The following is a 26,578-nucleotide window of genomic DNA, read 5'->3' on the forward strand; positions in this document are numbered from 1 at the left end:
GCGCGTCAGCGCGCATGTCGGCCGGCGTGGGTGCGCGAGCACCCACGCCGGCCTCATGCTTCGCACCGGGTTCCATGCAAAGCTGTCGAAGCCGTGCCGTGCGGCATCGCGCACGGCACGGCGAAAGAATCTCGTGCTCGCCATGATGGCCGGTCCGGCCGCGCATCGCGTGCGGGAAACGGTCGCCGGCTTGCCACGATGCGTCATCGCTGGCGCAAAAGAACAAGTGTTCGAGTTTAAACGCCCGTCGTGAACCATGCATCCGTTCGCGCATACAGATCGACGAAGCGCGCGTGGCGCGCGGCCAGCGCGCGATCGTCGCGCGGCGCGGCAACCGGCGACGCGGCCGGCGCCAGCGCGTGCAGCGCGTCTTCCCGCCAGTGCCCGATCGCGACGCCCGCGAGCAGCGCGGCGCCGCGCGTCGCGGCGTTCGGGCAGTCGATCGCGTGGAGCGACGCGCCCAGCGCATCGGCCAGCAGCTGGCGCCAGCGCGGATCGACCGAGCCGCCGCCCGCGAGACGCAGCATCGCGACCGGGTCGCCGCGATCGGCGTCGCGGATCGCATCGAGCCCCGCGCGCAACGCGAACGCGACGCCTTCGAACGCGGCGCGCATCATCGCGCCGCGCGTGTCGCCGAGCCCGAGGCCGAGCCAGCCGCCGCGCGCATCGGGGTTCATCCACGGCGAACGCTCGCCCGTCAGGTACGGCAGGAAGCACAGGCGTTCCGACGCCGCGTGAGCGAACGCATCGTCATACGCATCGGCCCACTGCGCGTAGCCGACCCAGCCGCGCGCGGCTTCGAGCGCGAGCCCGACGTTCTGCATCGCGGCCATCGTGTAATAGCCGCCGCCGGCCGCCGCGCGATAGCGATGCAGCCCACGTCGCGCGGGCGGCAGCGCATCCGCGAGCACGACGATCTGGCCGCCGCTGCCGGTCGTCAGCAGCGCGTCGCCGGCGGCAGCAAGCCCGCTGCCGAGCGCCGCGCATGCGGTGTCGGCCGCGCCCGTCGCCAGCGGCACGCCGGCCGGCAGGCCAAGCGCCTTGGCAGCCTGCGCGCCGAGCGTGCCGCAGCGCGCGGTCGACGGAAGGACCGGTGCGAACCGGTCGGCAGGCAGGCCGAGCGCGTCGATCAATGCGCCATCCCATGCGCCGTCGGGCGTCGCGAGCGCGGTCGCGCACGCGTCGCTCGGATCGGCGGCGACGTCGCCGCCCAGCGCGATGCGCAACCAGTCCTTCGGCTGCACGGCCCAGCGCGCAGCGCGCAGCGCTTCGGGTTCATGCGTGGCCAACCAGCGCAACAGCGGGCCGGCCATGCCCGGCGCGACAGGGTTCGGTGCGATGGCCAAACCGGCGGTGCGCCAATCGGCCGCCTCCGCTTCGCGCACCGCGCGTGTGTCGGGCCACAGCAGCGCGGGCCGCACCGGCTGCCCCGCCGCGTCGATCAGCACGACACCGTGCATCTGCCCCGAGAACCCGATCGCCGCCACCTGCGCACGCTCGTCGGCCGGCAGCCGCGCGGCCGCGCGCACGAGCGCCTGCCACCACGTGTCCGGCGCGATCTCCGCCCAGCCGGGCTGCGGCGACGACAGCGCATAAGGTTCGCTCGCGACCGCCCGCTCGACGCCGTCGGCGTCGAGCGTGACGAGTTTGACGGAGCCGGTGCCGAGGTCGATTCCGAGCAGGCGCATGACGTGAGGGCGAATTCGAATGAACGGATGTCGATGATAACGGGATCGCGATGCGCGCCCCGTTTTTTGCCGCTACCGCGGCAGGCCGAAAGCGCGGTCGCCGGCCGGGTTCCACCCGGCTGCACCTTGCGGGCCAAAGCGGCCGTTCACGGGTTAACCCGGCACGATTTTTCCCAGGCACTTTTTGCCACTATGCCGCCCGCCCGATACACACCATAAAGCGGCCGATATTTGGCACGCGGGCCAGCGCTATTTTGAAGGGCTATAAAACCGGGAAACCTCACTCCTGCGGCTGTTTCCCGATGATCGACACCCTGTTGCATGCCGAAATGGCATATCGAACCAGCAAAGAACGGAATAGTACCCAGCGCTCTTGTTGCGTTGATTCATTCCGCATAACTTCGTATCACCCCGAAAACAAGATCATGGAGTGAGACAGATGCAACCGAACACGGTCCATCCGTGCGATGAGGTGCTGCCGACCGGCAAGCTGGTAACGCTTGGCCTGCAACACGTCCTCGTCATGTACGCCGGCGCTGTCGCCGTGCCGCTTATCGTCGGCGCCGCGCTCAAGCTGCCGAAAGACCAGATCGCGTTCCTGATCAGCGCCGATCTGTTTTCGTGCGGCATCGCCACGCTGATCCAGACGCTCGGCCTGTGGATCTTCGGGATCCGCCTGCCCGTCATCATGGGCTGCACGTTCGCGGCAGTCGGCCCGATGATCGCGATCGGCACCAACCCCGGCCTCGGCATCCTCGACATCTTCGGCTCGACCATCGCGGCCGGCATCATCGGCATCGTGCTCGCGCCGACGATCGGCAAGCTGTTGCGGTTCTTCCCGCCCGTGGTCGTCGGCACGGTGATCGCGGTGATCGGGCTGTCGCTGATGGAAGTGGGCATCAACTGGGCGGCCGGCGGTGTCGGCAACCCCGAATACGGCAGCCCCGTCTATCTCGGCCTGTCGCTGCTCGTGCTCACGCTGATCCTGCTGATCAACAAGTACGGCCGCGGCTTCGTCGCGAACATCTCGGTGCTGCTCGGCATCGTCGCCGGCTTCGCGATCGCCTTCGCGATCGGCCGCGTGAACACCGACGGCGTCGCGCACGCACCGTGGGTCGGCTTCGTGATGCCGTTCCACTTCGGCCTGCCGCACTTCGACCCGCTGTCGATCGTGACGATGGTCACGGTGATGTTCGTCACGTTCATCGAATCGACCGGCATGTTCCTCGCGGTCGGCGACATGGTCGATCGCCCGGTCAACCAGGAGCGCCTCGTGCGCGGCCTGCGCGTCGACGGCCTCGGCACGCTGATCGGCGGCATCTTCAACTCGTTCCCGCATACGTCGTTCTCGCAGAACGTCGGCCTGATCGGCGTGACGGGGGTGAAGAGCCGTTTCGTGTGTGCCACCGGCGGCGTGATCCTCGTGCTGCTCGGCCTGTTCCCGAAGATGGCGCAGGTCGTCGCATCGGTGCCGCCGTTCGTGCTCGGCGGTGCGGGCATCGTGATGTTCGGGATGGTGGCGGCGAACGGCATCAAGGTGCTGTCGAAGGTCGACTTCGTGAACAACACGCACAACCTGTTCATCGTCGCCGTGAGCGTCGGCATGGGCCTCGTCCCGGTCGTGTCGCCGCACTTCTTCTCGAAGCTGCCGCCCGCGCTCGCCCCGATCCTGCACAGCGGCATCCTGCTGGCATCGGCGACGGCCGTGATCCTGAACATCGTGTTCAACGGCGTGAAAGGCGAGAAGGACGCACGCTGCGACATCCGCCGGGCCGGACACGACTTCGACGGGCGTCCCGCCGACGTGCATCACTGATCGCCTCACGCCGGACGACGGCGCGGAGAAGCGGTAACGAAAAACGCCACGGCATGCCGTGGCGTTTTGCTTTGCGGGGCTGTACCGTGCGCGGTAATCGGTCGGACGGTCATCGCGCGCGAAAGCGGGTCGCCCACCGGCGTGGCACGGGATGCTCGCTGGCGACGCAGGATGACTGGACCGGCGCGATAAGCGGCACCGGAGCCCGATGCGCGCATCGTCACCCAACCGTCTTCGCGCCACGCGATTCGAGCACGCAAAAGAAAACGCCACGGACTTTCGTCCGCGGCGTTCTTGTTTCCGCAACCAGCCGGCTCGAAGAGCAAGCGCATTAGACCGCGCCTGCCCTTCCTTGCTTGCGCTTACCCGTTCGTCGCCACCGCCGACGCAGGCGCAGGAACGGCCGCCTTGTCGTAGTCGACCGGTGCATCCGGCGCGCGCGGCGTTTCGCCGGCCCGCTGGATCCACCCGCCGCCCAGTGCGCGGTAGAGGGTGACCAGGTTCGTCCAGCGTGCCAGACGCGCGCTGATCAGCGTCTGCTGCGCGGAGTACAGATCCGTCTGCGCGGTCAGCACCGACAGATAGCTGTCGACGCCGTTCTTGTAACGCAGGTCCGACAGGTCGAAGCGCCGCTGCTGCGCGTGCTCGTTACGCTCCAGCGCCGCGATCTGCTGGTCGTACGTGCCGCGTGCGGCGAGACCATCCGACACTTCGCGGAATGCCGACTGGATCGCCTTCTCGTAGTTCGCGATCTCGATGCGCTTCTGCACATGCGCGAGGTTCAGGTTCGCGATGTTCTGACCACCTTCGAAGATCGGCATCGTGATCTGCGGCGCGAACGACCATGCCGCCGTGCCGGCCTTGAACAGGCCGCCGAGCGTCGGGCTGCCGGTGCCGAACGCGCCCGTCAGCGAGATCTTCGGGAAGAACGCCGCGCGCGCCGCGCCGATGTTCGCGTTCGCGGCGAGCAGCGTCTGCTCGGCCTGCATCACGTCAGGACGACGCGTGAGCAGATCCGACGGCAACCCGGCCGGCACGTCCGTCAGCAGGTTCTGCGCGTCGAGCGGCATGCCCGCCGGCAGATCGTCCGGCAGCGGCTCGCCGATCAGCAGCACCAGCGCGTTCAGCGCCTGCGCACGCGCACGTGCCTGCGCCTGCTGGTTCGCGAGCGCCGTCTCGACCACCGTCTGCGCCTGACGCAGCTCGAGCTCGGAGCCCGTGCCGTTGTCGAATTGCAGCTTGGTCAGGTCGTACGACGCCTGCGCGGTCTTCAGCGTGTTCTCCGTGACCTTCAACAGATCGTCGGTCGACAGCAGCGTCAGGTATTGATCCGCCACCTGCGACACCAGCGAGATTTCCGACGCCTGCCGCGCGTACGACGTCGACAGGTACTGCGCGAGCGCCTGATCCTTCAGGCTCTGCACGCGGCCGAACAGGTCGAGTTCCCACGACGCCGACAGCCCGACGTTGTAGGCGCGCGAGATGTACGGCGCACCGGTCTGCGAAAGACCCTGCGGCACGCGCTGGATATTGCCCGTGCCCGTACCGTCGAGCGTCGGGAACAGCCCCGCGCGCGTGATCTGGTACTGCGCGCGCGCCGCCTCGATATTCAGCACCGACACGCGCAGGTCGCGGTTGTTCTTCAGCGCGATCTCGATCAGCCGCTGCAGGCGCGGATCGACGAAGAACTCGCGCCAGCCGATGGCGGTCGCAGCTTGCCCGTTCGCGCTGCGCGCGCCGGCCGCACCCGGCTGCGTCGCGTAGACGCCGTCGGCCGGGTACGCCTGCGCGACGGGCGCATCGGGCCGCTTGTAATGCGGCGCCATCGTGCAGCCCGTGGCGAAGAGCGCGACCGCGATTGCAGTCAAAGCGTGTTTTTGCATCATCACTGTCCCTTGTTGCCTTCGTCGCCGTTGCCCGGCTTCTCTTCGTGGTGCGAGTGCTCCTGAGCCAGGCGCAGCGCCTCGTCGACGTCTTCCTTCTCGCCGCTGAAGATCGCGCGGATCTTCACGAAGAACATCGGGATCATGAAGATCGCGAGGAACGTCGCCGTGATCATCCCGCCGATCACGCCCGTACCGATTGCGTGCTGGCTGGCCGAACCCGCGCCGTTGCTGATCGCGAGCGGCATCACGCCGAGAATGAACGCGAGCGACGTCATCAGGATCGGACGCAGCCGCAGGCGCGCCGCTTCCAGCGCGGCCTCGATCGGCCCCATCTTCTCCGTCATCTGCAGTTCGCGCGCGAACTCCACGATCAGAATCGCGTTCTTCGCGGACAAGCCCACGGTCGTCAGCAGGCCGACCTGGAAGAACACGTCGTTCTCTAGGCCGCGCATCGTTGCCGCAAGCAGTGCACCGATCACGCCGAGCGGCACCACCATGATCACCGAGAACGGGATCGACCAGCTTTCATACAGCGCCGCGAGACACAGGAACACGACGAGGATCGAGATCGCGTACAGGATCGGCGCCTGCGAACCGGACTGGATTTCCTGGAACGACAGGCCGGTCCACGAATAGCCGATACCGACCGGCAGCTTCTTCGCGATCTGTTCCATCGCAGCCATCGCCTGACCGGTCGACTTGCCCGGTGCGGCCTGACCCTGGATTTCCATCGCCGACACGCCGTTGTAACGCTCGAGTTTCGGCGAACCGTACGTCCAGTGACCGGTCGCGAACGAGCTGAACGGCACCATCCCGCCCGACCCGTTGCGCACGTACCAGATGTTCATGTCTTCCGGCGTCATCCGGAACGGTGCGTCTGCCTGCACGTAGACCTTCTTGATCCGGCCGTCGGTATCCAGGAAGTTGTTCACGTACTTCGACGCCCATGCGATCGAGAACGTCTGGTCGATCGCATCCGCCGTCACGCCGAGCGCGTTCGCCTTCTCGCGATCGATGTCGACCTTGTACTGCGGCGTATCGTTCAGGCCGTTCGGACGCACACCCTGCAGCGTCGGATCCTTCGAGGCCATCCCGAGCAACTGGTTACGTGCGGCCATCAGCGCATCGTGGCCGAGACCCGCATTGTCCGTCAGCTCGAAGTCGAAGCCGGCAGCGGTGCCGAGTTCAGGAATCGACGGCGGGTTGAACGGGATCACGATCGCGTCCTTGTAGCCCGCGTAGCGCCCGAACATCCGGCCGATCAGCGCCTGCACCTTCTGGTTCGCATGCTGACGCTGCGAATAGTCCTTCAGGCGAACGAACACGAGACCGGAGTTCTGGCCGCGGCCGGCGAAGCTGAAGCCGTTGACCGTGAACGCCGATTCGACGATTTCCTTCTCGTCCTTCAGCAGGTAGTCGGAAATGTTCGCGAGCGTCTTCGCGGTCGTTTCCTGCGTCGAGCCCGACGGCGTCTGCACGATCACGAACATCAGGCCCTGGTCTTCATCCGGCAGGAACGACTTCGGCAGGCGCACGAACAGCAGGCCGACCGCGACGATCACGACCAGGTAGATGATGAGCCAGCGGCCCGAGCGCTTGATCACGTGGTGCACGCCGACGTGGTACTTGTCGCGGCTGTTGTTGAACGTGCGGTTGAACCAGCCGAAGAAGCCCTTCTTCTCTTCGTGATGCCCTTGCGGGATCGGCTTGAGGATCGTCGCGCACAGTGCCGGCGTCAGAATCAACGCGACGAGCACGGACAGCACCATCGCCGACACGATCGTCAGCGAGAACTGACGATAGATCGCGCCGACCGAACCGCCCGAGAACGCCACCGGCACGAACACCGCCGACAGCACGAGCGCCACGCCGACGAGTGCGCCGGTGATCTGGCCCATTGCCTTGCGGGTCGCCTCCTTCGGTGACAGGCCCTCTTCCGCCATCACCCGCTCGACGTTCTCCACGACCACGATCGCATCGTCCACCAGCAGGCCGATGGCGAGCACGAGGCCGAACATCGACAGCGTGTTGATCGAGAAGCCCACCATCGACATGATCGCGAACGTGCCCAGCAACACGACCGGCACCGCGATCGTCGGGATGATCGTCGCCCGCAGGTTCTGCAGGAACAGATACATCACGAGGAACACCAGCACGATACCTTCGAGCAGCGTCTTGACCACTTCCTCGATCGACAGCTTCACGAACGGCGTCGTGTCGTACGGGTACTTCACGACGAGGCCGTGCGGGAAGAACGGCGCCAGTTCGTCGATCTTCGCGCGCACGGCCTTCGCGGTCGCCAGCGCGTTCGCGTTGGTTGCGAGCTGGATACCGAGTGCCGCGGTCGGCTGACCGTTGTACTTCGTGTCGAAGTTGTAGTTTTCGCCGCCGAGTTCGATCTTCGCGACATCCTTCAGGCGAACCTGCGAGCCGTCCTGGTTGACCTTCAGCAGGATGTTGCCGAACTGCTCGGGCGTCTGCAGCAGCGTCGATTCGGTGATCGTCGCCTGCAGCATCGTGCCCGGCGTGGACGGCGTGCCGCCGATCTGGCCGCCTGCGATCTGCACGTTCTGTGCGGAGATCGCGGTCGACACGTCGACCGGCGTGAGGCCGTAGTTCGTCAGCCGGGTCGCATCGAGCCAGACCCGCATCGCGTACTGCGAGCCGAACAGCGTGACGGTACCGACGCCGTTCAACCGGCTGATCGGGTCCTTCACGTGCGACGCCACGAAGTTCGCGAGGTCGTACTTGTTCATGCTGCCGTCTTCGGAGTTGAAGGCGAGCACCAGCAGGAAGCTGCTGCTCGACTTCGTCACCGAGAGGCCGAGCTGCTGCACGACCTGCGGCAGAATCGGCGTCGCGAGCGACAGCTTGTTCTGCACCTGGACCTGTGCGATGTCGGCGTTGGTACCCGGCGCGAAGGTCAGCGTGATCGTCGCGTTGCCCGAGTCGTCACTGGTCGACGACATGTACAGGAAGTTGTCGAGACCGCTCATCTGCTGCTCGATCACCTGCGTCACCGTGTCTTCCACCGTCTTCGCGGAAGCGCCCGGGTAGTTCGCGGTGATCTGGATCGAGGGCGGCGCGATCGTCGGATACTGCGAGATCGGCAGCGTGAAGATCGCCGCAACCCCGGCCAGCATCAGGATGATGGCGATCACCCACGCGAAGATCGGGCGATCGATAAAAAACTTTGCCATGAAACAGGCTCCCTGTTATTGCGCGCTCGAAGCAGCGGCAGCACTCGCCGGCGCGGCGCCCGATGCGGCGGCACCGGAAGCGGCAGCGGCGCCGGAACCGGCGGCAGCCGGCGCGGTGGTGGCGGCGGCGCTCGATGCGGCTCCGGCCGCCGGTGCGAGCTGTGCCGGTACCGACTTCACGGTCGCACCCGGGCGCACCTTCTCGCCGCCCTGCACGATCACGTGGTCGCCCGCCTGCAGACCGCCTTCGACGATCCAGTTCGGGCCCTGCATACCGGTGGTCTTCAGCGGACGCGGCTCGACCTTGTTGCTGGCGTTCACCACCATCGCGATCGCCTGGCCCTTCTGGTCATGCGTGACGCCGATCTGCGGCACCAGGAACGCGTTCTCGTTCACGCCTTCCTCGATCCGTGCGCGCACGAACATGCCCGGCAGCAGCACGCGGCCCGGGTTCGGGAACACCGCGCGGATCGTCACCGAACCGGTGGCCTGGTCGACCGTCACGTCCGAGAACTGCAGCTTGCCGGCTTCCGAGTAGGTCTTGCCGTCTTCCAGGATCAGCGACACCTTCGCGGCGCCCGGGCCGCTCGTCTTCAGGCGGCCGCTCTGCACGTCCTGGCGCAGCTTCAGGCCTTCGAGGCTCGACTGCGTGAGGTCGACGTACACCGGATCGAGCTGCTGCACCGTCGACATCAGCGTGGCCTGGCTCGCCTGCACGTACGCGCCCGGCGTCACTTGCGAAATGCCGACGCGGCCGGTGATCGGCGACACGACGTCGGTATAGCCGAGGTTGATCTGCGCGGTATCGACCGCCGCCTTGCCGGCCGCGACGTCCGCCGCGGCCTGGCCCTGCGTGGCCACCGCGTTGTCGTAGTCCTGCTTGCTGACCGCGTTCGCGGCCACCAGCACCTTGTAGCGCGCGACCAGTGCGTTCTGCGTGACGAGGTTCGCCTGCGCCTTCGCGAGCGTTGCCTTCGCGCTGTTCAGTGCGGCGACGTACGGCGCCGGATCGATCTTGTACAGACGCTGGCCGGCCTTGACGTCGGTGCCTTCGGTGAATTCACGACGCAGCACGATGCCGTCGACTCGTGCGCGCACCTGCGCGACGAGGAATGCGCTGGTGCGGCCCGGCAGTTCGCTGAAGACCGGTACGGCTTGCGGTTGGACGGTGACGACGCCGACTTCCGGCGTTTGCGGCGGCGGTGCCGATTCTTTTTTCCCGCACGCGGCCAGGAAAACGGCGGCCGTCGCGACAGTGATTAAGCGGTATGGAACCCGTTCGACGCGCATGGAGCGACCTCTGTGTATAACCAATGGAATAAGTGCCGCACCCGACCGGAGCGAGCGCAACACGGATGCGCCTCACGGCGCAGATCGAACACCTGAAATACTGGACTGCTAGATACAGCAAGCGGCACGAAACCTCCGTGCCGACAGGTTGCCCCGCACTGCGGACTGGTACTTTGGCGGGAATCAGCAGAGTGGGATATTAACTGATTGCCACTTGGGTCATTCGATCGTAGGGTGGTATTGTATATACATTCATGAATGTATGTAAAAAGCCAGTTTGTGCCCCGCCCGCTGTCCAGTCTTACAGATTGTTACCAGCCGCAAGCATAGCCAGTCTATATGACTGCGCAGAGGGTTGCAGACCCTATATTCACCTACGATCATTCCAATCAGGCCTGCACATGGTCAGACGTACCAAGGAGGAGGCGCTCGAGACGCGTAACCGCATTCTCGACGCCGCCGAACACGTGTTCTTCGAGAAGGGCGTGTCGCACACGTCGCTCGCGGACATCGCCCAGCATGCCGGCGTGACGCGCGGTGCGATCTACTGGCATTTCGCGAACAAGAGCGAACTGTTCGACGCGATGTTCGACCGCGTGTTTCTGCCGATCGACGAGCTGAAGCGGATGCCGCTCGACGCGCCGGGCGGCAATCCGCTCGAGAAGATCCGGCAGATCCTGATCTGGTGCCTGCTCGGCGTGCAACGCGACGCGCAGTTGCGCCGCGTATTCAGCATCCTGTTCATGAAGTGCGAGTACGTCGCGGATCTCGAGCCGCTGCTCCAGCGCAACCGTGCGGGCATGAGCGAGGCGCTGCACGCGATCGATGCCGATCTCGCGGGGGCCGTGCGGCTCAAGCTGCTGCCCGAGCGGCTCGATACCTGGCGCGCGACGCTGATGCTGCACACGCTCGTCAGCGGTTTCGTGCGCGACATGCTGATGCTGCCCGACGAGATCGACGCCGAGCAGCACGCGGAAAAGCTCGTCGACGGCTGTTTCGACATGCTGCGCTTCAGCCCGGCGATGCTGAAGAACGGCGACTGACCGCGCGACGAGCGCTCGCTTGTGGTGTTTGTTTCATCGGGCGGCGCGCCAACCTCGCCAACGCGCTGCCCACGCCCTCTCCCATCTCCCTCCAGTTTCAGGCCGCCTTCGCGCGCTGCGCGCGGGCCCGCCGGTTCGACGCGGCGACCGAATCGCGCTTCGGCATCGGCGCACCGGCCAGTCCCGCGATCCACGCGTCGGTCGACATCACGGCTGCGAAATTCGACTGGAACACGACCGCGTACGTGCGGTGAATCTCCTCGGCGCTTACCGCGCCTGCTTCGTTCTCGTACGGCAGCGCACCCGTCGCGTCATTGAGGTACTCGACATTCAACCCCGCGTGCGCCGCGTGATAAACCGTCGACGCGTTGCAGTTGTGCGTCATGTAGCCGGCCACCGCGAGCGTGTCGATCCCGTGTGCCTCGAGCCACGCGGCGAGGTCGGTACCGGCAAACGAGCTTGCCTGCTTCTTCTCGATCAGGTGCGCGTATGGCCGGCCGGCGACGACCGCGTGCAGTGCGACGCCATCGGAGCCGGGCGCGAAGATCGGCGCGCCGGCCGGTGCGACGTGCTGGACGACAATCACGGGTACGCCGGCCGCATGCGCGGCATCGATTGCGCGGCCGATGTTCGCGAGCGACACGTCGAGCGGCGGATATTCGATCGGCAGGTTGCCCGTCACGTATTCGTTCTGGACGTCGATCACGATCAGTGCGCGACGGGAAACGGCTTGGGAAGCGGAATGCGGGACGGTGTTCGACATGGCGGGCTCCTGGTCCGGGCGCGCGACCCCGCCCCGGAACGGGACGGCCAGCGGCGCGATGCGATGCATTGTCGGCGCGCATCGTTCGCGGGGACAGTGGCCCGATAGCCATTCTTCGATAGAATCGGGCCATCGCCATTCCGGAGCCCGCCATGACCGCCGCCGCCTCGTCCACCCGGACCGCCCAGCCTGCTCCGACCGTCGTTGCCGTGATCGCCTACGACGGCATCAGCCCGTTCCACCTGTCGGTGCCGTCGGTCGTGTTCGGCAAGGAACGCGACGCGGCCGCCTCGCCCGTGTTCGAGTTCCGCGTCTGCTCGGCCGAACGTGGCCCGCTGTCGACGACGGGCGGCTTCACGATCACCGCGCCGTACGGGCTCGACGGGCTCGAGGACGCGGACATCGTCATCGTGCCGGCATGGCGCGATCCGGACGAAGCGCCGCCCGACGTGCTGCTCGACGCCGTCCGCGCGGCCGCCGCACGAGGCGCGCAGCTCGTCGGGCTGTGCCTCGGCGCCTACGTGCTCGCCGCGGCCGGACTGCTCGACGGCCGCCCGGCCACCACGCACTGGGCGTGGGCCGACGACTTCGCACAACGCTTTCCGCGCGTGAAGCTCGATCCGGACGTGCTGTACGTGGACGACGGCAACCTGATGACGTCGGCCGGCACGGCCGCCGGGCTCGACTGCTGCCTGCACGTCGTCCGGCTGCGCTTCGGCTCGGACGCCGCGAACCAGATCGCGCGCCGCCTCGTGATCCCGCCGCACCGGCAGGGCGGGCAGGCGCAATACGTGCCGCAGCCGGTGGCCGCGCACCCGCGCGATGCACGGCTCGCGGGCCTGCTCGACTGGGTGCGCGCCCACCTCGACGCCGCACACAGCGTCGATTCGCTCGCCGAACGCGTGCTGATGAGCCGGCGCACGTTCACGCGCCACTTCCGCCAGGCGACCGGCACGACCGTCACCGCGTGGCTGCAGGCCGAGCGGCTCGCGCGCGCGCAGCATCTGCTGGAAACCACCGGGCAATCGATCGATGCGATCGCGCAGGCAGCCGGCTACGGGTCGAGCGTGTCGCTGCGCCAGCATTTCGCGGGCACGCTCGGCACGTCGCCGTCGGCATATCGAAGGGAATTTCGCGGCGCCGGAGCCGGCGCCGATGTCGTGCGGTAGCGCGCGCGGCGCGCAGGCCTTGCAGCGGAACCGGCCGGCCGCTCAGCCGCCGTTGATCCAGCGCGCCGCGTAAAGCAGCAGCGCGACGAACACGATCATCGCGGCCCACGCCCACACGGGCACCGTGCCGGCGCCGCGATGCGGGAGCGCGCCGGCGGCACGCCCGGTCAGCGCGCCGCCGAGGTGCGGCGGCAACGCACGCTTCGTCGCGGCCACCAGCGACGCCGGCCGCAGGAACACGTGCTGGCGCCGTGGCGCGGCCGAGCGCGCTCGGTTCGGCGCGAGACCGTGCTTCGCCTGCACGACCGCGCAAAATTCACGGAAGAAATCGTCGGTCCATTCGCGCAGCGTATTTTCGATCTGCCGCCCCGGCAGCTCGGTGAGCGGGCCGCTCGCCGTCGCCCAGACCACATACTCGATGCGCGTGGCGTTCGCGTCGTCGTCCGGCATCAGCACGAGTTCGACCTGGCCGCGCAGCGCGCCGAGCCCGTCGGCCCGCGCCTTGAAGTTGATCACGCGGCGCGGCTGCCCTTCCGCGTCGCCCTGCTCGGCGGCCGCATGTGCACGCACGTCGTAGCGGGCGCGCAGCGGGCCGAGCGGCACCGTGATCGTCAGCGCAAACTCGCCGTGCGCAAGCTTCACGAAGGATTCGCAATGGTCGAAGCTCGCGCGCAGCAACGCGAGATCCTCGAACGCCTCCCGCACGACGGGCGGGGCGAGCGGTATGCGTAACGAGTCGTTCAGTTCCATGGCGCCTCCCCGATGAACACGCGCCGCATCAGGACGTCTCGACGAGACTGTCGATCCGTGCAGTGTCGAAGGCAACGTAGTGCGCGAGCGCCAGCGCAGCCGCCTTCGGTTCCTCATAACTCCATGCGGCGTTCTCGATCACGCCGTCTTCGGTCTGCAAGTCGAAGTGCACGGCCTCGCCCCTGAACGGGCAGGCCGACGTGACGCCCGACTTCACGAGCCGGCGCATGTTGACGTCGCGGCGCGGCAGGTAGTGGGTGTCCGGCAGGCCCGTTTCGCGCACGGTCAGCGCGCCGTGCGAATCGGCGTACGTGATGCCGCGATGGATCACCCGCACGCGATGGCGGTTCGGCACGATTTCGAGACGAGGGTCGGCTGCGTCGGACATCGTTTCTCCTTGGGGCGCCCAGGCCAAGCCGGGCTCAGGAAACGAAAAAGCCACGGCACGGGTGCCGTGGCTTTCATTATGGGCGAAACCGCAGCCGAATGCGCAACCCCGGCCGGGGCCGCGCGCGGCGGGCTACTGCGCGCTCCACTGGAAGGCGGCTTTCGCGCCGCCCTTCTCGCCGACCGTGACGGCGCGGGATTCCTCGTTGCCCTGGTACGACGCCTGCACCGTATAGCGGCCCGGCGGCACCTTCACGAGCATGTACGGCCCGCGCGCGTCGGTCTTCAGCACTTCGGCACCCTTGCCGTCAACGATCCGCACATGGACGTCGGCCAGGAACTCACCGCCCTTGCCGGTGAACCGCAGCGCCAGCGGCCAACTCGGCTCGTTGCGCTGGAACGCCGTCGATTCGTCCAGCCCGACGCCGCCGGACACGAAGGTGACGTCGCCCTGCTGGCGCGCGGCGGGCAAGCCGTCCGACTGCGCGTACGCGCCGGTCGCTCCGGCTGCGAGGCCGGCGGCCAGCGCCGCGGCGACGGCAAATCGGGACACGTTGCGTAGATATTGCATGGCTCTCTCCTTGGGGTCGGAACACATACAGGGCGCCGCGTCACATATCCAGAACGGCGGGGGCGCCCGCCGCGGCCGGCCTGGCCGGCCGTCGGCCGTAGCCGGTCAGCTCAGGTCGACCGGCACGAAGATCTGTGCATTATCGCGCTGGATCAGCAGAGCAAGACTGTTGCCTGCCCCCTTGACCGCGTCGCGCAACTGCTCGGGGCTCGTGACCGGGCGGCCGTTGACCGCGAGGATCACGTCGCCGGGCTGGATGCCCGCGTTGGCGGCCGGCCCGCCGGCCTGCTGCACGATCAAACCATGCGACAGGTTGTTGGCACTGCGCTCCTGCGGCGACAGCGGACGCACCGCGACGCCCAGGCGCCCCTGCTCGACCGGCCCGCCGTCGTTCGATGCGAGCTTCGCGTCGGCCATCGCGCCGAGCGTCACGCTGATCGACTTCTTCGACTTGTCGCGCCAGATCTGCAGGTCGGCCTTCGAACCCGGTTTCAGGTTCGCGATCTGCGCGGGCAGCGACGTCGAATCGGCGACCGGCGAGCCGTTGACCGACAGGATCACGTCGCCCGGCTGCAGGCCGGCCTTCGCGGCCGGACCGTTGGCGTCGACCGAGCTGACGAGCGCGCCGTCCGGCTTCTGCAGTCCGAACGAGCTCGCGAGCGTCTGGTTCAGCCCCTGCACGGCGACGCCGAGGCGGCCGCGGCTCACGTGGCCCGTCTTTACGAGCTCGTCCTTCACCTTGATCGCCTCGTTGATCGGGATCGCGAACGACAGGCCCTGGAAGCCGCCCGTCTGCGAGTAGATCATCGAGTTGATGCCGATCACCTCGCCCTGCAGGTTGAACAGCGGGCCGCCCGAGTTGCCGGGGTTCACCGGCACGTCGGTCTGGATGAACGGCGTGTAGTTCTCGTCCGGCAGCGCGCGCGACTTCGCGCTGATGATGCCCGACGTGACCGTGTTGTCGAAGCCGTAAGGCGAACCGATCGCGACGACCCACTGGCCGACCTTGCTCTGCGCCGGGTCGCCGATCTTCACGGTCGGCAGGCCGCTCGCGTCGATCTTCAGCACCGCGACGTCGGACTGCTTGTCGGAACCGACGACCTTCGCCTTGTATTCGCGCTTGTCGGTCAGCTTGACCGTGACGACGTTCGCGCCGTCGATCACGTGCGCATTGGTGAGGATGTACCCGTCGGAGCTGATGACGAACCCGGAACCGAGGCTCGCGCTCGGCTGGTCGTCCGGCTGCGCGTCACCGCCCATGCCCGGCACCTGGCCGTAGAAGTGCTTGAAGAACTGGTAGAACGGATCGCTCGGATCGATCGGCAGCTGCGGCTGCGGCACGCGCCGCGACACCTGCTTCACGACGTGCTTCGCGCTGATGTTCACGACCGCGGGACCGTAGGTCTCGACGAGCCCGGAGAAATCGGGGATGCCGGTCTTCGCGGCCGCTTCGGCCGGCATCAGTGCGGCGGCCTGCGCGGGCGTGATGATCTGCGGATCGGCGCGGCGGGTGCCGGCGACATAACCGGCGGACAGGGCGGCCGCCACGGCGACCGCGACGGCGCCGCGCGCAAGGAATCGGGTGTTCATCGTAGGACCTCCTCTTTGTTAGGACGCAGCGTAACGACCCTGACTTAAAGGAGGCTTAATCCGCCTTAAGCGGGGCTTAAGCGGCCGCCGGCGCCCGCCCGGGGGCGTTCTTCACACGGATTCGGACGGCTGCGGCGCCTCGGCCGGCATCTCGGCATCGCGGAACACGACGCTGACGAGCAGGCCGCCCGCGGCCGCGTCGCCGAGCGACACCGTCGCGCCCTGCTGCGCGGCCACGCGCTTGACGATCGCGAGCCCGAGCCCGCTGCCCGACACGTCGGTGCGCGCCCGCGCGGAGCTGTCGCGGTAGAAGCGGTCGAACACGCGTTCGCGCTCGTCGGCCGGAATGCCGGGCCCGCTGTCGCCGATCTGCACGCACGCGCGGCCGGCCGCGTCGCGGGTCAGCGACACGTCGATGCGGCCGCCGTCCGGCGTGTACTTCACCGCGTTGTCGAGCAGGTTGCCGAACATCACGCGCAGCGCACCGACGTCCGCGACGACGCTCGCCGCGCGCGTCTCCTCGAAGCCGAGATCGATGTCGCGCCGTTGCGCGAGCGGCGCAAGCGCGGCCACGCATTCGGTGAGGAGTGCCTGCAGGTCGACCGGCTCGCGCATCGTCGCGCCATCCGGTTCGGCGCGGGCGAGCGCAAGCAGCTGCTCCGTGAGACGCGTCGCACGCGACACGCCATCCTGGAGATCGGCGACCGCCTCGCGGCGCGACGCGTCATCCTTCGCGCGGGCGACGAGCTGCGCCTGGATCTGCACGGCCGCGAGCGGCGTGCGCAGTTCGTGCGCGGCGTCGGCCACGAAGGCCTTCTGCGTATCGAGCGCGGCCGCCAGCCGCGCGAGCAGCCCGTTCAGCGCCCGGACGAGCGGCTGCACCTCGAGCGGCAGGCGCGCATCGGGCAACGGATCGAGCGCTTCCGGCCGGCGCGCCTCGACCGCGCGCGTCACGCGGGCGAGCGGCGCGAGCCCGCGCCCGACGATCACCCACACGGCCGCGCCGAGGAACGGCAGCAGCACGATCAGCGGCCACAGCGTGCGCAGCGCGACGTTCGCCGCGAGCCGGTTGCGCACCGACAGCGGCTGCGCGAGCTGCACGACGTTGTCGCCGACGATCGCGCCGTACACGCGCCATTCGCCGCGATCGGTGCGTTCGGTCGAGAAGCCGAGCTCCGCGCGCGGCGCGATCGGCGCACGCGGATGCGAAAAGTACATCAGCACGCCGTTGCGGTTCCAGATCTGGATCACGATGCCTTCGTCGCCGTTGGTGCGCGAGCCGAACACCTGCGAGAACGGCTCGGACGGCAAGGCCGCGGCGATTTCCTGCAACTGGTAGTCGAACAGTTCGTTCGCTTCGGCGAGCGCCTGCCGGTAGATGAGCCAGCCCGCGATGCCCACGCCCGCGACGACGATCGCGAGCAGCCAGATCAGCAATTGATGACGAATCGACCTCACGCGTCAGCTTTCCTTGACGACCATGTAGCCGAGCCCGCGCACGTTGCGGATCAGGTCCGAGCCGAGCTTCTTGCGCAACGCGTGGATGTAGACCTCGACCGTGTTGCTGCCGATCTCCTCGCCCCAGCCGTACATCTTCTCCTCGAGCTGGCTCTTCGACAGCACCGCGCCGGGCCGCGCGAGCAGCGCCTCGAGCAGCGCGAACTCGCGCGCCGACAGCGCGACGGGCGCGCCGTCGAGCGTCACCTGGTGCGAAGCGGGATCGAGCGTCAGCGCGCCGTGGCGGATCAGCGATTCGCTGCGCCCGGCCTGGCGGCGGATCAGCGCGCGCATCCGCGCGCCCAGTTCGTCGAGGTCGAACGGCTTGACGAGGTAGTCGTCGGCGCCCGCGTCGAGCCCCTTCACGCGATCGGCCACCGCGTCGCGCGCGGTGACGATCAGCACCGGCAGCGCCAGCCCGCGTGCGCGCAGCGTGCGCAGCACGTCGATGCCATCGCGCTTCGGCAGGCCGAGATCGAGCAGCAGCAGGTCGTACGTCTCGCCGCCGAGCGCCGTCAGCGCGGCGTCGCCGTCCTGCACCCAGTCGACCGCAAAGCCGTCCGAGCGCAGCGCCTTGCGCACGCCTTCGGCAATCATTCGATCATCTTCGACAAGCAGAATCCGCATCGGGACAGGCATCCATGGGGCGAGTCAAACACGGCGACCATTGTAGCGCCGCGAACCGGGCGCGCGGCACCGTGCAATGCAACAGAAAGGCGGATTGCAAGGGGGCTGTCCGGACTTGTCTCTACAATGTGCGCTTTGGCGCCGCGCGCGCCCTGCCCGAACGTCGTGCTTCTCCCGTATTCGCTCATGCCGATTTCCGATCTTTCCACCCGGTTCGCCCCCCGCGCCCGCGTCTGCCTGAAAGCGGCCGCCATCGTCGCCACCTGCACGGCCCTCGCCTTCGCGCCGTCCGCGCAGGCCCGCAAGAAATCCCACAAGGAAGCGCGCAAGACCACGGTCGTGTCGCCCGCCGCGCGCGCGGCCGGCCTGCCGGCGTCCGTGCTCGTCGCGCTGCAGCGCGCGAAGGTGCCGGCGTCGGCGATGAGCGTCGTCGTCGAGCGCGTCGGCGATCCGGAACCGCTGATCGCGTGGAATGCGAGCCGGCCGATGATGCCGGCCTCGACGATGAAGCTCGTGACGACCTTCTCGGGCCTGTCGATCCTCGGCCCCGACTACCGCTGGCGCACGACCGCCTACACGGACGGCACGGTCGACCCGGACGGCACGCTGCAGGGCAACCTGTACATCAAGGGCACCGGCGATCCGAAGCTCGTGCCCGAAGAGCTGATCGATCTCGTCGACAAGCTCCGCAAGGCCGGCGTCAAGCGCGTGGCCGGCGGCCTCGTGCTCGACAAGAGCTACTTCGCGACCTCGACGCGCGATCTCCCTTCGTTCGACGACGACGCGAGCGCGCCGTACAACGTCGGCCCCGACCCGCTGCTGTACGCATTCAAGGCCGTGTCGTTCACCGTCACGCCGGGCGACGACGGCAAGGTGGCCGTCGACGTGCTGCCGCCGCTCGCGGACCTGTCGATCGACAACCAGCTGGTCGAAGGCACGGGCTCGTGCAGCGCGGCCGCCGCAGCCGCGCGCCCGACGCTGACGGCCGGCGGCGGGATCATGACTGCCTCGTTCGCGGGCGACTACCCGCTGCGCTGCGGCGCGCACACGACCAACCTCGCGATCCTCGATCACACCACGTTCTTCGCGCGCGGCTTCCTCGCGCTGTGGCAGCAGGACGGCGGCACGATCGCGGGGCCGGTGAGCGAAGGCAAGGTGCCGACCACCGCGCGGCCCCTCGCCGTGCATCACAGCCCGGTGCTCGGCAGCATCGTCTACGACATCAACAAGTTCAGCAACAACGTGATGGCGCGCAACCTGTTCCTGACGATCGGCGCGGTCAGCGGCAAGCCGCCCGCGACGCCCGAGCAGTCGAGCCGCGTGATCCAGGCGTTCCTGCAGAAGAACGGCATCGCGATGCCCGACCTCTTGCTCGAGAACGGTTCGGGCCTGTCGCGCGAAGAGCACGTGAGCGCGCTGTCACTCGCCGCGCTGCTGCAGGCCGCGAACGCGAGCCCCGTCGCGCAGGCGTTCGTCGATTCGCTGCCGATCGCCGGCATCGACGGCACGATGAAGAACCGCCTCACCAACGCCGGCGTGCTCGGCAACGCGCACATCAAGACCGGCACGCTGCGCGACGTGCGCGCGATCGCCGGCTACGTCGCCGGTGCGGACGGCCAGAGCTACATCGTCGTGAGCTTCATCAACAACGATCACGCGGAAGCCGCGCGCGCCGCGCACGACTCGCTGCTCGAGTGGATCTACGCCGGCGCGCACTGACGTTGCCGCACGCCGCGACACACACGGCGCGCCCATGACCTGCTGCCGGCGCGCGTCGGCCCGTCTCGGCATCGCCGGCGGCACCGCGCAACGGGTCGCCCTGACGCGCCGCCGGGGCGGCCTGCCAGCGCCTCCGCGCACCGAATCCCGCCCTCCCCGGTTTGAAACGCCAGCCGCCACCAGCGCACGACACCCCGCGCGCCACCCACGCCCACAAAACAGGGCCACACCGCCCGCCCCCGTGCGGCGTGGCTTCCGTAAAAACCCTGTCCTCAGAGGGAACCCTCTACGCTGCCCCCTCGCCTAGCGCGTGGCGATTGCGTAGGCTGTTGGCCTGACCGATATCTACAATGGGCCACACGCCCGGCCTCAAGGCTTGCAGGGGAAAGAAGGAGACACGCCCATGCGATTCGACGTCGAATTGCTTCTGCTCGCGCTGGCGCCCGTCTTCCTGCTCTGCATCGCGTGGGAGGCCTGGCACCTCGCCCGCACCCGTGCGCAGGACCCTGTCTATGCGTGGCGCGACACGCTGTGCAACGCGGCGCTCGCGCTGATGCACCAGGGCGCCGACAAGATCGCGTGGCTGTTCGTGATCCCCGTCTATGCGTACTGCTACCAGCACTATCGGCTGTTCACGTGGCACGACGGCTGGCTGTCGTTCGCGATGCTGTTCGTCGCGCAGGATTTCCTCTACTACGTCTTTCATCGCGCGAGCCATCGCGTGCGCTGGCTGTGGGCCGCGCACGTCGTGCACCACTCGTCCGAGCGAATGAATTTCTCGACCGCGTTCCGCCAGAGCCTGATGTACCCGGTCGCGGGGATGTGGGTGTTCTGGCTGCCGCTCGCGTTCGCCGGCTTTCCGCCGCAACAGGTCGTCGGCATCGTGCTGATCAACCTCGCGTTCCAGTTCTTCGTGCACACGCAGGCGATCGGCAAGCTCGGCTGGCTCGAATACGTGCTGAACACGCCGTCGATCCACCGTGCGCACCATGCGCGCAACGCGCGCTACATCGACCGCAATTACGCAGGTGTCCTGGTGATCTGGGATCGCCTGTTCGGCAGCTATGTCGAGGAAACGCCCGACGATCCGCCGCAGTACGGGATCGTCGAGCGGCTCGGCTCGAACAACCCGCTCGTCGCGACGTTCCACGAGTGGGTATCGATGGCCGGTGACGCGTTGCGCGTCGACGGCTGGCGCAACAAGCTGCGCGCGATTTTCGGCCCGCCCGAATGGGCGAGCGCTTATCATGCGCAGATTGCCGAGGCCGCGAACCCGGATCCGCGCACCGTGCCGCTTGCGGCTGCGCGAGACCAATAAACCGTTTCAGCCAACGGCCGCCGCGCAGCCCGGAACCGGGCAGGCACGCGGCAGATGAGAAACACATCAGGCCATATCTACGAGGAGATCGAACGATGCAGACACAACGACACGCACCCGCCCGCACCCGTCAGCGCATGCTGCGCACCGCGCAGGTCGCGATCGCCGGCGCCGCGCTCGCGCTGCTCGCCGCATGCGGCGGCGGTGACGACAACAACAGCAACAGCGCATCGAACACGCCGCCGTCTGGCGTGAAAATGCAGGTCGTGTCGTTCGGCGACAGCCTGTCCGACGCGGGCACCTACTCGCAGATCAAGCTCGGCTTCGGCGGCGGCCGCTTCACGACCAACCCGGGCCAGGTGTGGACGCAGAACGTCGCGCAGTACTACGGCGACACGCTGCAGCCTGCGAATCAGGGCGGCTTCGGCATTCCGCTGCAGGCCACCGGCGGTCTCGGCTACGCACAGGGCGGCTCGCGCGTGACGCAGCAGCCGGGCATCGGCCACGCGGACGCCAGCGTGCCGAACGCCGATTACGCGCAAGCGACCACGACGCCGATCGCCGACCAGGTCAAGCAATACGTGTCGCAGCACGGCAGCTTCAACGCCGGCCAGATCGTGCTGCTGAACGGCGGCGCGAACGACATCTTCTACCAGGTCGCGGCGCTGCAGGCCGGCGCGATCACGCCGACGCAGCTGCAGCAGAACATCGGCGCCGCCGCGCAACAGCTCGCGGGCATCGTGCAGCAGATCGTCGCCGCCGGCGCGACGCACGTGTTCGTGTCGAACGTGCCGGATATCGGCGGCACGCCGCTCGCGCTCCAGGGCGGCTCGCAGACGACCCTCACGCAACTGTCGATGCTGTTCAACGGCACGCTCGCCGCAACGCTGCAGGCGCTCAAGGTCGACACGACCAAGTACGTGCTGCTCGACACGTTCACGTGGCAGGACGGCATCCTCGCGAACTACAAGGCGAACGGCTTCGACGTATCGAACACCGACACCGCGTGTAACCTGAAGGCGATGGTCCAGGCCGCCACGCAATACGGCGTCGCGAACGCAACCGCATTCGGCTCGTCGCTGTTCTGCTCGCCGCAGACCTACACGGTCGCGAACGCGGACCAGACCTACATGTTCGCCGACACGGTCCACCCGACGACGCACCTGCATGCGCTGTTCGCACAGTTCGCCGAACAGCAGATCGCGAAATCCGGCGTCGGCAAGTAAGCCGCCGGCCACGCGCCCAAACGAAAACGCCCGACCGGTTTGCCGGTCGGGCGTTTTTTCATTCGTGAACCGCGACGGGTATCAGTCGCGCGCTTCGAACGCAGCCGCCGCGCGGCCGAGGCGATCGTTGACCGCGATCCACTCGACGGTCTCGGGCAGCTTCTCGACCAGAATCCGCGCCACCTGCGCGCGGTCGAGCGCACGCAGCATCCCGTACAGGTCGCGCGCATACGCCTGCGGATCTTCCGGCGCCGCGACGAAATGCACGCCGTCGGCCTGCGCCCAGCGTCCCGCGCGCGATGCGCGTGCGACGAGCGCGACGCGCTCGCCGTCGGTTTGCGCGGCCGCGAGCAGCGGCTCGAGCGCGTCGAACGGCAGCAGCGCGAGCGGCGTGCGCGGCGCGTAATGCGCTTTCAGCGTGCCCGACGCGCGCGGCGCGGTCGCGTCGCTGCCGTCCGGCAGTTGCGGTGCGCGGCCGAGCACGTCGGCGATCTGCTGCGGCGTCACGTGGCCCGGGCGCAGCAGCGCCGGGAAGCCGCGCGACAGGTCGAGGATCGTCGATTCGATCCCGACTTCCGATGCGCCGCCGTCGAGCACGTGCACGGTGTCGCCGAATTCGTCGCGTACGTGCTGTGCGGTGGTCGGGCTCACATGGCCGAACCGGTTCGCGGACGGCGCAGCCACGCCGCCATGCCCGTCGCGCCGCGCGCTGAACGCGGCCAGCAGCGCCTGTGCGACCGGATGCGACGGGCAGCGCAGCCCGACCGAATCCTGGCCGCCGCTCACGGCGTCCGGAATGCGCGCGTGGCGCTTCAGGATCAGCGTCAGCGGGCCCGGCCAGAACGCATCGATCAACGCCTGCGCGTCGGCCGGCAGATCGTCGGCCCAGTAGCCGGGATCGCCGCCCGGCGGCAGGTGCACGATCACCGGATGATTCGCGGGCCGCCCCTTCGCCGCGTAGATGCGCGCGACGGCCTCGGGATTCGCCGCATCGCCGCCAAGCCCGTAGACGGTTTCGGTCGGAAAGGCGACGAGCTGGCCCGCGTCGAGCAACGCGGCGGCCGCGTCGATCTGCGCGGCCGTCACGGTGTTCGGGAGGTCGATGGACATCGGCTGGCGTCTCAGTCGAGCGGCACGCGCAGCAGCTGCGCGCACGCGGTGGCCGCGGCAACGGCTTCGTCGCGCGTTTCGGCCGTGAAGTTCACGTGGCCCATCTTGCGGCCGACGCGCGCGTCTTCCTTGCCGTACAGGTGCAAATGCGCGGCCGGCATCGCCGCGACCGTATCCCACGGCGGCGTGACGGCATCAGCCGCCGCACCGTTCGGGAACCACACGTCGCCGAGGATGTTCAGCATCGCGGCCGGCGAATGCTGGCGCGGGTTGCCGAGCGGCATGCGCGTCATTGCACGCACCTGCTGCTCGAACTGGCTCGTTGCGCATGCATCGACCGTGTAGTGGCCGGAGTTGTGCGGGCGCGGCGCCATCTCGTTCGCGACGAACGAACCGTCTTCCAGCACGAAGAATTCGACGCACAGCACGCCGACGTAGCCGAGCGTATCGGCGATCCGCACGGCGGCCTGCTGCGCCTCTTCGACACGCGCGGCATCGGCGGCCGGCGCGGGCACGACCGTCAGCGCGAGGATGCCGTTGTGGTGCGCGTTCTGCGCGAGCGGGAACGCGGCCGAGCGGCCGTCCGCGCCGCGCGCGATCAGCGCCGACACTTCGTATTTCAGCGGCAGGCGCTTCTCGAGCACGCATGGCACGCCGTTCAGCGCCGCATGCGCGTCGCGCGCTTCCTGCGCGGTGCTCACACGCACCTGGCCCTTGCCGTCGTAGCCGAGCCGCGCCGTCTTCAGGATGCCCGGCAGCACCGCGTCGAGCGCGGCGTCGTCGAGTGCGGCAAGCGCCGCCGACGATTCGATCACGACGTGCGGCGCGACGGGCACGCCCGACGCTTCGATGAAGCGCTTCTCCGCGATCCGGTCCTGCGCGACCGCGACGCAGCGGCCGGCCGGCGCGACGAACGTCGTGCGCGCGAGGAAATCGAGGCTCGCGGCCGGCACGTTCTCGAACTCCGTCGACACCGCCTCGCACAGGTCGGCCAGTTCGGCGAGTGCGACTTCGTCGTCGTAGGCCGCGCGCAGGTGGCGGTCGGCGACCGCGCCGGCGGGGCTCGTCGGATCGGGATCGAGCACGGCGACGCGATAGCCCATCGACTGGGCGGCAAAGCAGAACATGCGGCCGAGCTGGCCACCACCGACCATGCCAAGCCACGCGCCGGGCAGGATCGGGGAAACGGAATCAGGAGTTGCGGTCATGTCAGTGGTCGGTCGCGGCGGAACGCGGAAATGCCCGCCGCTGTGGGAAAATCCGGCGCCGGCCGCGTCGTGCGGCCGCGCGCCATGCCGTCATTCCAGCGGCGGCAGCACCATCGCGTGCGCGGCTTCGTTCTGGCGCACGCGGAACGCGGCGAGCCGGTTCGCATAGTCGACCGAGTTGCCGGACAGGATCGACACCGCGAACAGCGCGGCATTCGCGGCACCGGCCTCGCCGATCGCGAACGTCGCGACGGGCACGCCCTTCGGCATCTGCACGATCGAGTGCAGCGAATCGACACCCTTCAGGTACTTGCTCGCGACCGGTACGCCGAGCACCGGCACCGTGGTTTTCGCGGCCAGCATGCCGGGCAGGTGCGCCGCGCCGCCGGCGCCCGCGATGATCGCGCGCAGCCCGCGCTCGCGCGCCTTCTCCGCATAGTCGAACATCTCGTCGGGCATCCGGTGCGCGGACACGACCTTCGCTTCGTACGGCACGCCGAATTCCTGCAGGATGGCGACCGCATGCTTCATCACGTCCCAGTCGGAACTCGAACCCATCAGCACGCCGACGAGCGGCGCGCTGTGCGTGTGGGCAGTCTGAACTTCGCTCATGTGTTCCGTTCCCCGATCAGGCCAGCGACTGGCCCGTGATGCGCTCGAGCGCTTCCTGGTACTTCGCGGCCGTCTTCTCGACCACGTCGGCCGGCAACGCCGGCGCCGGTGCCGTCTTGCCCCACGGCTGCGCCTCGAGCCAGTCGCGCACGAACTGCTTGTCGAACGACGGCGGGTTCGTGCCGACTTCGTACTGATCGGCCGGCCAGAAGCGCGACGAATCGGCGGTCAGCACTTCGTCCATCAGGTACAGCTGGCCGTGGTTGTCGAGGCCGAATTCGAACTTCGTGTCGGCGATGATGATGCCGCGCGTGGCCGCGTAGTCGGCCGCTTCCTTGTACAGCTTGATCGAGATGTCGCGGATCGTCGCGGCCAGCTCGGTGCCGATGCGGCGCTCGGTTTCCTCGAACGTGATGTTCTCGTCGTGCTCGCCCATCTCGGCCTTCGCGGCCGGCGTGAAGATCGGCTCGGGCAGCTTCTGCGCGTTCTGCAGGCCTTCCGGCAGCTGCACGCCGCACACGGCGCCCGACGCCTGGTATTCCTTCCAGCCGCTGCCGGCCAGGTAGCCGCGCACGACCGCTTCGATCATGATCGGCTCGAGGCGCTTGACGACCACGCCGCGGCCCTTCACCTGCTCGACCTCGTCGGCCGCGACAACCGTTTCCGGCGCGTCGCCCGTCAGGTGGTTCGGCACGATGTGCGCGAGCTTGTCGAACCAGAAGTTCGCCATCTGGTTCAGCACGCGGCCCTTGTTCGGAATCGGCTCGCCCATCACCACGTCGAATGCCGACAGGCGATCGGTCGTGACGATCAGGAGCTTGTCGTTGCCGACCGCGTAGTTATCGCGGACCTTGCCGCGACCGAGGAGCGGCAGCGAGCGGAGCGTGGATTCGTAGAGGGTAGACATCGTCTTTTCGCAGATAAGGAGCCAAACAAAAAGGGAAACGCCGTTCCCCGCGGCAGGCGGGAACGGCGGTCTTGCAATACGTCGGCGAACCGGCCGGGCGACGGCGCCCGGGCGGTTGCCGGCCGGCCCTCGTTCGGCCGGACGGAGCGGCTGCGGGGCCGGATCAGATCCGGCCGGACAGCCTTGCCGTTGCCCACATCG

21 protein-coding genes are annotated in these 26,578 nt (G+C 68.2%); 6 read left to right on the plus strand and 15 right to left on the minus strand.

Features of this window, described 5'->3' with window-relative positions; genetic code table 11:
• Window positions 1–236 precede the first annotated feature (236 nt).
• The gene (locus CFB50_RS14485; RefSeq protein WP_089446317.1) at window positions 237–1,688 is read right to left on the minus strand and encodes a xylulokinase; all 1,452 of its coding nucleotides are present in this window, start codon (window positions 1,686–1,688) and stop codon (window positions 237–239) included.
• Window positions 1,689–2,127: 439 nt separating this feature from the next.
• Between CFB50_RS14485 and CFB50_RS14490 the strand changes: the two genes are divergently transcribed.
• Window positions 2,128–3,504 (plus strand): nucleobase:cation symporter-2 family protein, encoded by a 1,377-nt coding sequence (locus CFB50_RS14490; protein WP_166897537.1) that lies wholly within the window; start codon window positions 2,128–2,130, stop codon window positions 3,502–3,504.
• Between the two features lie 362 nt (window positions 3,505–3,866).
• Here CFB50_RS14490 and CFB50_RS14495 read toward each other — a convergent pair whose 3' ends face one another.
• The 3 genes from CFB50_RS14495 to CFB50_RS14505 are packed head-to-tail and all read right to left on the minus strand — an operon-like array spanning window position 3,867 to window position 9,880.
• Window positions 3,867–5,390: an efflux transporter outer membrane subunit gene (locus CFB50_RS14495; protein ID WP_089446319.1), complete on the minus strand. Its 1,524-nt coding sequence runs from the start codon at window positions 5,388–5,390 to the stop codon at window positions 3,867–3,869.
• Complete coding sequence (bpeB, locus tag CFB50_RS14500; protein ID WP_089446320.1) at window positions 5,390–8,590, minus strand: efflux RND transporter permease BpeB; 3,201 nt, start codon at window positions 8,588–8,590, stop codon at window positions 5,390–5,392. The genes CFB50_RS14495 and bpeB overlap by 1 nt, the downstream gene beginning before the upstream one ends.
• A gap of 15 nt (window positions 8,591–8,605) precedes the next feature.
• Complete coding sequence (locus CFB50_RS14505; protein WP_089446321.1) at window positions 8,606–9,880, minus strand: efflux RND transporter periplasmic adaptor subunit; 1,275 nt, start codon at window positions 9,878–9,880, stop codon at window positions 8,606–8,608.
• Between the two features lie 401 nt (window positions 9,881–10,281).
• Here CFB50_RS14505 and CFB50_RS14510 point away from each other — a divergent pair, with 401 nt between their 5' ends.
• Window positions 10,282–10,923 (plus strand): TetR family transcriptional regulator, encoded by a 642-nt coding sequence (locus CFB50_RS14510; protein ID WP_069248739.1) that lies wholly within the window; start codon window positions 10,282–10,284, stop codon window positions 10,921–10,923.
• A gap of 97 nt (window positions 10,924–11,020) precedes the next feature.
• Here CFB50_RS14510 and CFB50_RS14515 read toward each other — a convergent pair whose 3' ends face one another.
• Window positions 11,021–11,686: a cysteine hydrolase family protein gene (locus CFB50_RS14515; protein ID WP_089446691.1), complete on the minus strand. Its 666-nt coding sequence runs from the start codon at window positions 11,684–11,686 to the stop codon at window positions 11,021–11,023.
• Between the two features lie 152 nt (window positions 11,687–11,838).
• On the opposite strand from CFB50_RS14515, the gene CFB50_RS14520 reads away from it, so the two are divergent.
• Window positions 11,839–12,855, plus strand: a complete 1,017-nt coding sequence (locus CFB50_RS14520) for a helix-turn-helix domain-containing protein (RefSeq protein WP_089446322.1) — start codon at window positions 11,839–11,841, stop codon at window positions 12,853–12,855.
• Between the two features lie 42 nt (window positions 12,856–12,897).
• Here the strand turns inward: CFB50_RS14520 and CFB50_RS14525 are convergent, their stop codons facing one another.
• The 6 genes from CFB50_RS14525 to CFB50_RS14550 all read right to left on the minus strand — a co-directional run bounded on the left by CFB50_RS14525 (window position 12,898) and on the right by CFB50_RS14550 (window position 18,277).
• On the minus strand, window positions 12,898–13,605 hold the full coding sequence (locus tag CFB50_RS14525; protein WP_089446323.1) for a CoxG family protein: 708 nt from the start codon (window positions 13,603–13,605) through the stop codon (window positions 12,898–12,900).
• 28 nt (window positions 13,606–13,633) lie between these two features.
• Window positions 13,634–13,993 carry a DUF427 domain-containing protein gene (locus CFB50_RS14530; RefSeq protein ID WP_069248742.1) on the minus strand — a complete coding sequence of 120 codons (360 nt, stop codon included), beginning with the start codon at window positions 13,991–13,993 and terminating at the stop codon, window positions 13,634–13,636.
• Between the two features lie 132 nt (window positions 13,994–14,125).
• On the minus strand, window positions 14,126–14,563 hold the full coding sequence (locus tag CFB50_RS14535) for a carboxypeptidase-like regulatory domain-containing protein (RefSeq protein WP_069248743.1): 438 nt from the start codon (window positions 14,561–14,563) through the stop codon (window positions 14,126–14,128).
• A 105-nt stretch (window positions 14,564–14,668) separates the two neighbouring features.
• Complete coding sequence (locus CFB50_RS14540) at window positions 14,669–16,153, minus strand: DegQ family serine endoprotease (protein ID WP_069248744.1); 1,485 nt, start codon at window positions 16,151–16,153, stop codon at window positions 14,669–14,671.
• Window positions 16,154–16,264: 111 nt separating this feature from the next.
• A complete protein-coding gene (locus tag CFB50_RS14545; protein ID WP_069248745.1) occupies window positions 16,265–17,611 on the minus strand; it encodes an ATP-binding protein in 1,347 nt (448 codons plus the stop codon).
• Between the two features lie 3 nt (window positions 17,612–17,614).
• Window positions 17,615–18,277: a response regulator gene (locus CFB50_RS14550; protein WP_021164091.1), complete on the minus strand. Its 663-nt coding sequence runs from the start codon at window positions 18,275–18,277 to the stop codon at window positions 17,615–17,617.
• A 186-nt stretch (window positions 18,278–18,463) separates the two neighbouring features.
• Here CFB50_RS14550 and dacB point away from each other — a divergent pair, with 186 nt between their 5' ends.
• From dacB to CFB50_RS14565, 3 genes are all read left to right on the plus strand, one after another.
• Window positions 18,464–19,996 carry a D-alanyl-D-alanine carboxypeptidase/D-alanyl-D-alanine endopeptidase gene (gene dacB, locus CFB50_RS14555; RefSeq protein ID WP_089446692.1) on the plus strand — a complete coding sequence of 511 codons (1,533 nt, stop codon included), beginning with the start codon at window positions 18,464–18,466 and terminating at the stop codon, window positions 19,994–19,996.
• A gap of 403 nt (window positions 19,997–20,399) precedes the next feature.
• Window positions 20,400–21,314 (plus strand): sterol desaturase family protein, encoded by a 915-nt coding sequence (locus CFB50_RS14560; RefSeq protein WP_089446324.1) that lies wholly within the window; start codon window positions 20,400–20,402, stop codon window positions 21,312–21,314.
• A 95-nt stretch (window positions 21,315–21,409) separates the two neighbouring features.
• Complete coding sequence (locus tag CFB50_RS14565; RefSeq protein ID WP_069248748.1) at window positions 21,410–22,540, plus strand: SGNH/GDSL hydrolase family protein; 1,131 nt, start codon at window positions 21,410–21,412, stop codon at window positions 22,538–22,540.
• A gap of 81 nt (window positions 22,541–22,621) precedes the next feature.
• Here the strand turns inward: CFB50_RS14565 and CFB50_RS14570 are convergent, their stop codons facing one another.
• The 4 genes from CFB50_RS14570 to CFB50_RS14585 form a co-directional block, all read right to left on the minus strand.
• Entirely contained in the window at window positions 22,622–23,650 is a 1,029-nt protein-coding gene (locus CFB50_RS14570; protein WP_089446325.1) for an L-threonylcarbamoyladenylate synthase, read from the minus strand.
• 11 nt (window positions 23,651–23,661) lie between these two features.
• Window positions 23,662–24,858, minus strand: coding sequence for a 5-(carboxyamino)imidazole ribonucleotide synthase (locus CFB50_RS14575; RefSeq protein ID WP_089446326.1), 1,197 nt, complete (start codon window positions 24,856–24,858; stop codon window positions 23,662–23,664).
• 90 nt (window positions 24,859–24,948) lie between these two features.
• On the minus strand, window positions 24,949–25,470 hold the full coding sequence (gene purE / locus CFB50_RS14580) for a 5-(carboxyamino)imidazole ribonucleotide mutase (protein ID WP_039360624.1): 522 nt from the start codon (window positions 25,468–25,470) through the stop codon (window positions 24,949–24,951).
• A 16-nt stretch (window positions 25,471–25,486) separates the two neighbouring features.
• Entirely contained in the window at window positions 25,487–26,377 is an 891-nt protein-coding gene (locus tag CFB50_RS14585; protein ID WP_089426236.1) for a phosphoribosylaminoimidazolesuccinocarboxamide synthase, read from the minus strand.
• Between the last annotated feature and the right edge of the window lie 201 nt (window positions 26,378–26,578).

It is taken from the genome of Burkholderia sp. AU33423, assembly GCF_002223135.1.
In the GTDB taxonomy this organism is placed as follows: domain Bacteria; phylum Pseudomonadota; class Gammaproteobacteria; order Burkholderiales; family Burkholderiaceae; genus Burkholderia; species Burkholderia lata_D.

Excerpts from the sequence above, each read along its gene's own strand:
- CFB50_RS14485 (WP_089446317.1), bottom strand. The coding sequence starts at position 1,688 with ATGCGCCTGCTCGGAATCGACCTCGGCACCGGCTCCGTCAAACTCGTC.
- CFB50_RS14490 (WP_166897537.1), top strand. The coding sequence starts at position 2,128 with ATGCAACCGAACACGGTCCATCCGTGCGATGAGGTGCTGCCGACCGGC.
- CFB50_RS14495 (WP_089446319.1), bottom strand. The coding sequence starts at position 5,390 with ATGATGCAAAAACACGCTTTGACTGCAATCGCGGTCGCGCTCTTCGCC.
- bpeB (WP_089446320.1), bottom strand. The coding sequence starts at position 8,590 with ATGGCAAAGTTTTTTATCGATCGCCCGATCTTCGCGTGGGTGATCGCC.
- CFB50_RS14505 (WP_089446321.1), bottom strand. The coding sequence starts at position 9,880 with ATGCGCGTCGAACGGGTTCCATACCGCTTAATCACTGTCGCGACGGCC.
- CFB50_RS14510 (WP_069248739.1), top strand. The coding sequence starts at position 10,282 with ATGGTCAGACGTACCAAGGAGGAGGCGCTCGAGACGCGTAACCGCATT.
- CFB50_RS14515 (WP_089446691.1), bottom strand. The coding sequence starts at position 11,686 with ATGTCGAACACCGTCCCGCATTCCGCTTCCCAAGCCGTTTCCCGTCGC.
- CFB50_RS14520 (WP_089446322.1), top strand. The coding sequence starts at position 11,839 with ATGACCGCCGCCGCCTCGTCCACCCGGACCGCCCAGCCTGCTCCGACC.
- CFB50_RS14525 (WP_089446323.1), bottom strand. The coding sequence starts at position 13,605 with ATGGAACTGAACGACTCGTTACGCATACCGCTCGCCCCGCCCGTCGTG.
- CFB50_RS14530 (WP_069248742.1), bottom strand. The coding sequence starts at position 13,993 with ATGTCCGACGCAGCCGACCCTCGTCTCGAAATCGTGCCGAACCGCCAT.
- CFB50_RS14535 (WP_069248743.1), bottom strand. The coding sequence starts at position 14,563 with ATGCAATATCTACGCAACGTGTCCCGATTTGCCGTCGCCGCGGCGCTG.
- CFB50_RS14540 (WP_069248744.1), bottom strand. The coding sequence starts at position 16,153 with ATGAACACCCGATTCCTTGCGCGCGGCGCCGTCGCGGTCGCCGTGGCG.
- CFB50_RS14550 (WP_021164091.1), bottom strand. The coding sequence starts at position 18,277 with ATGCGGATTCTGCTTGTCGAAGATGATCGAATGATTGCCGAAGGCGTG.
- dacB (WP_089446692.1), top strand. The coding sequence starts at position 18,464 with ATGCCGATTTCCGATCTTTCCACCCGGTTCGCCCCCCGCGCCCGCGTC.
- CFB50_RS14560 (WP_089446324.1), top strand. The coding sequence starts at position 20,400 with ATGCGATTCGACGTCGAATTGCTTCTGCTCGCGCTGGCGCCCGTCTTC.
- CFB50_RS14565 (WP_069248748.1), top strand. The coding sequence starts at position 21,410 with ATGCAGACACAACGACACGCACCCGCCCGCACCCGTCAGCGCATGCTG.
- CFB50_RS14570 (WP_089446325.1), bottom strand. The coding sequence starts at position 23,650 with ATGTCCATCGACCTCCCGAACACCGTGACGGCCGCGCAGATCGACGCG.
- CFB50_RS14575 (WP_089446326.1), bottom strand. The coding sequence starts at position 24,858 with ATGACCGCAACTCCTGATTCCGTTTCCCCGATCCTGCCCGGCGCGTGG.
- purE (WP_039360624.1), bottom strand. The coding sequence starts at position 25,470 with ATGAGCGAAGTTCAGACTGCCCACACGCACAGCGCGCCGCTCGTCGGC.
- CFB50_RS14585 (WP_089426236.1), bottom strand. The coding sequence starts at position 26,377 with ATGTCTACCCTCTACGAATCCACGCTCCGCTCGCTGCCGCTCCTCGGT.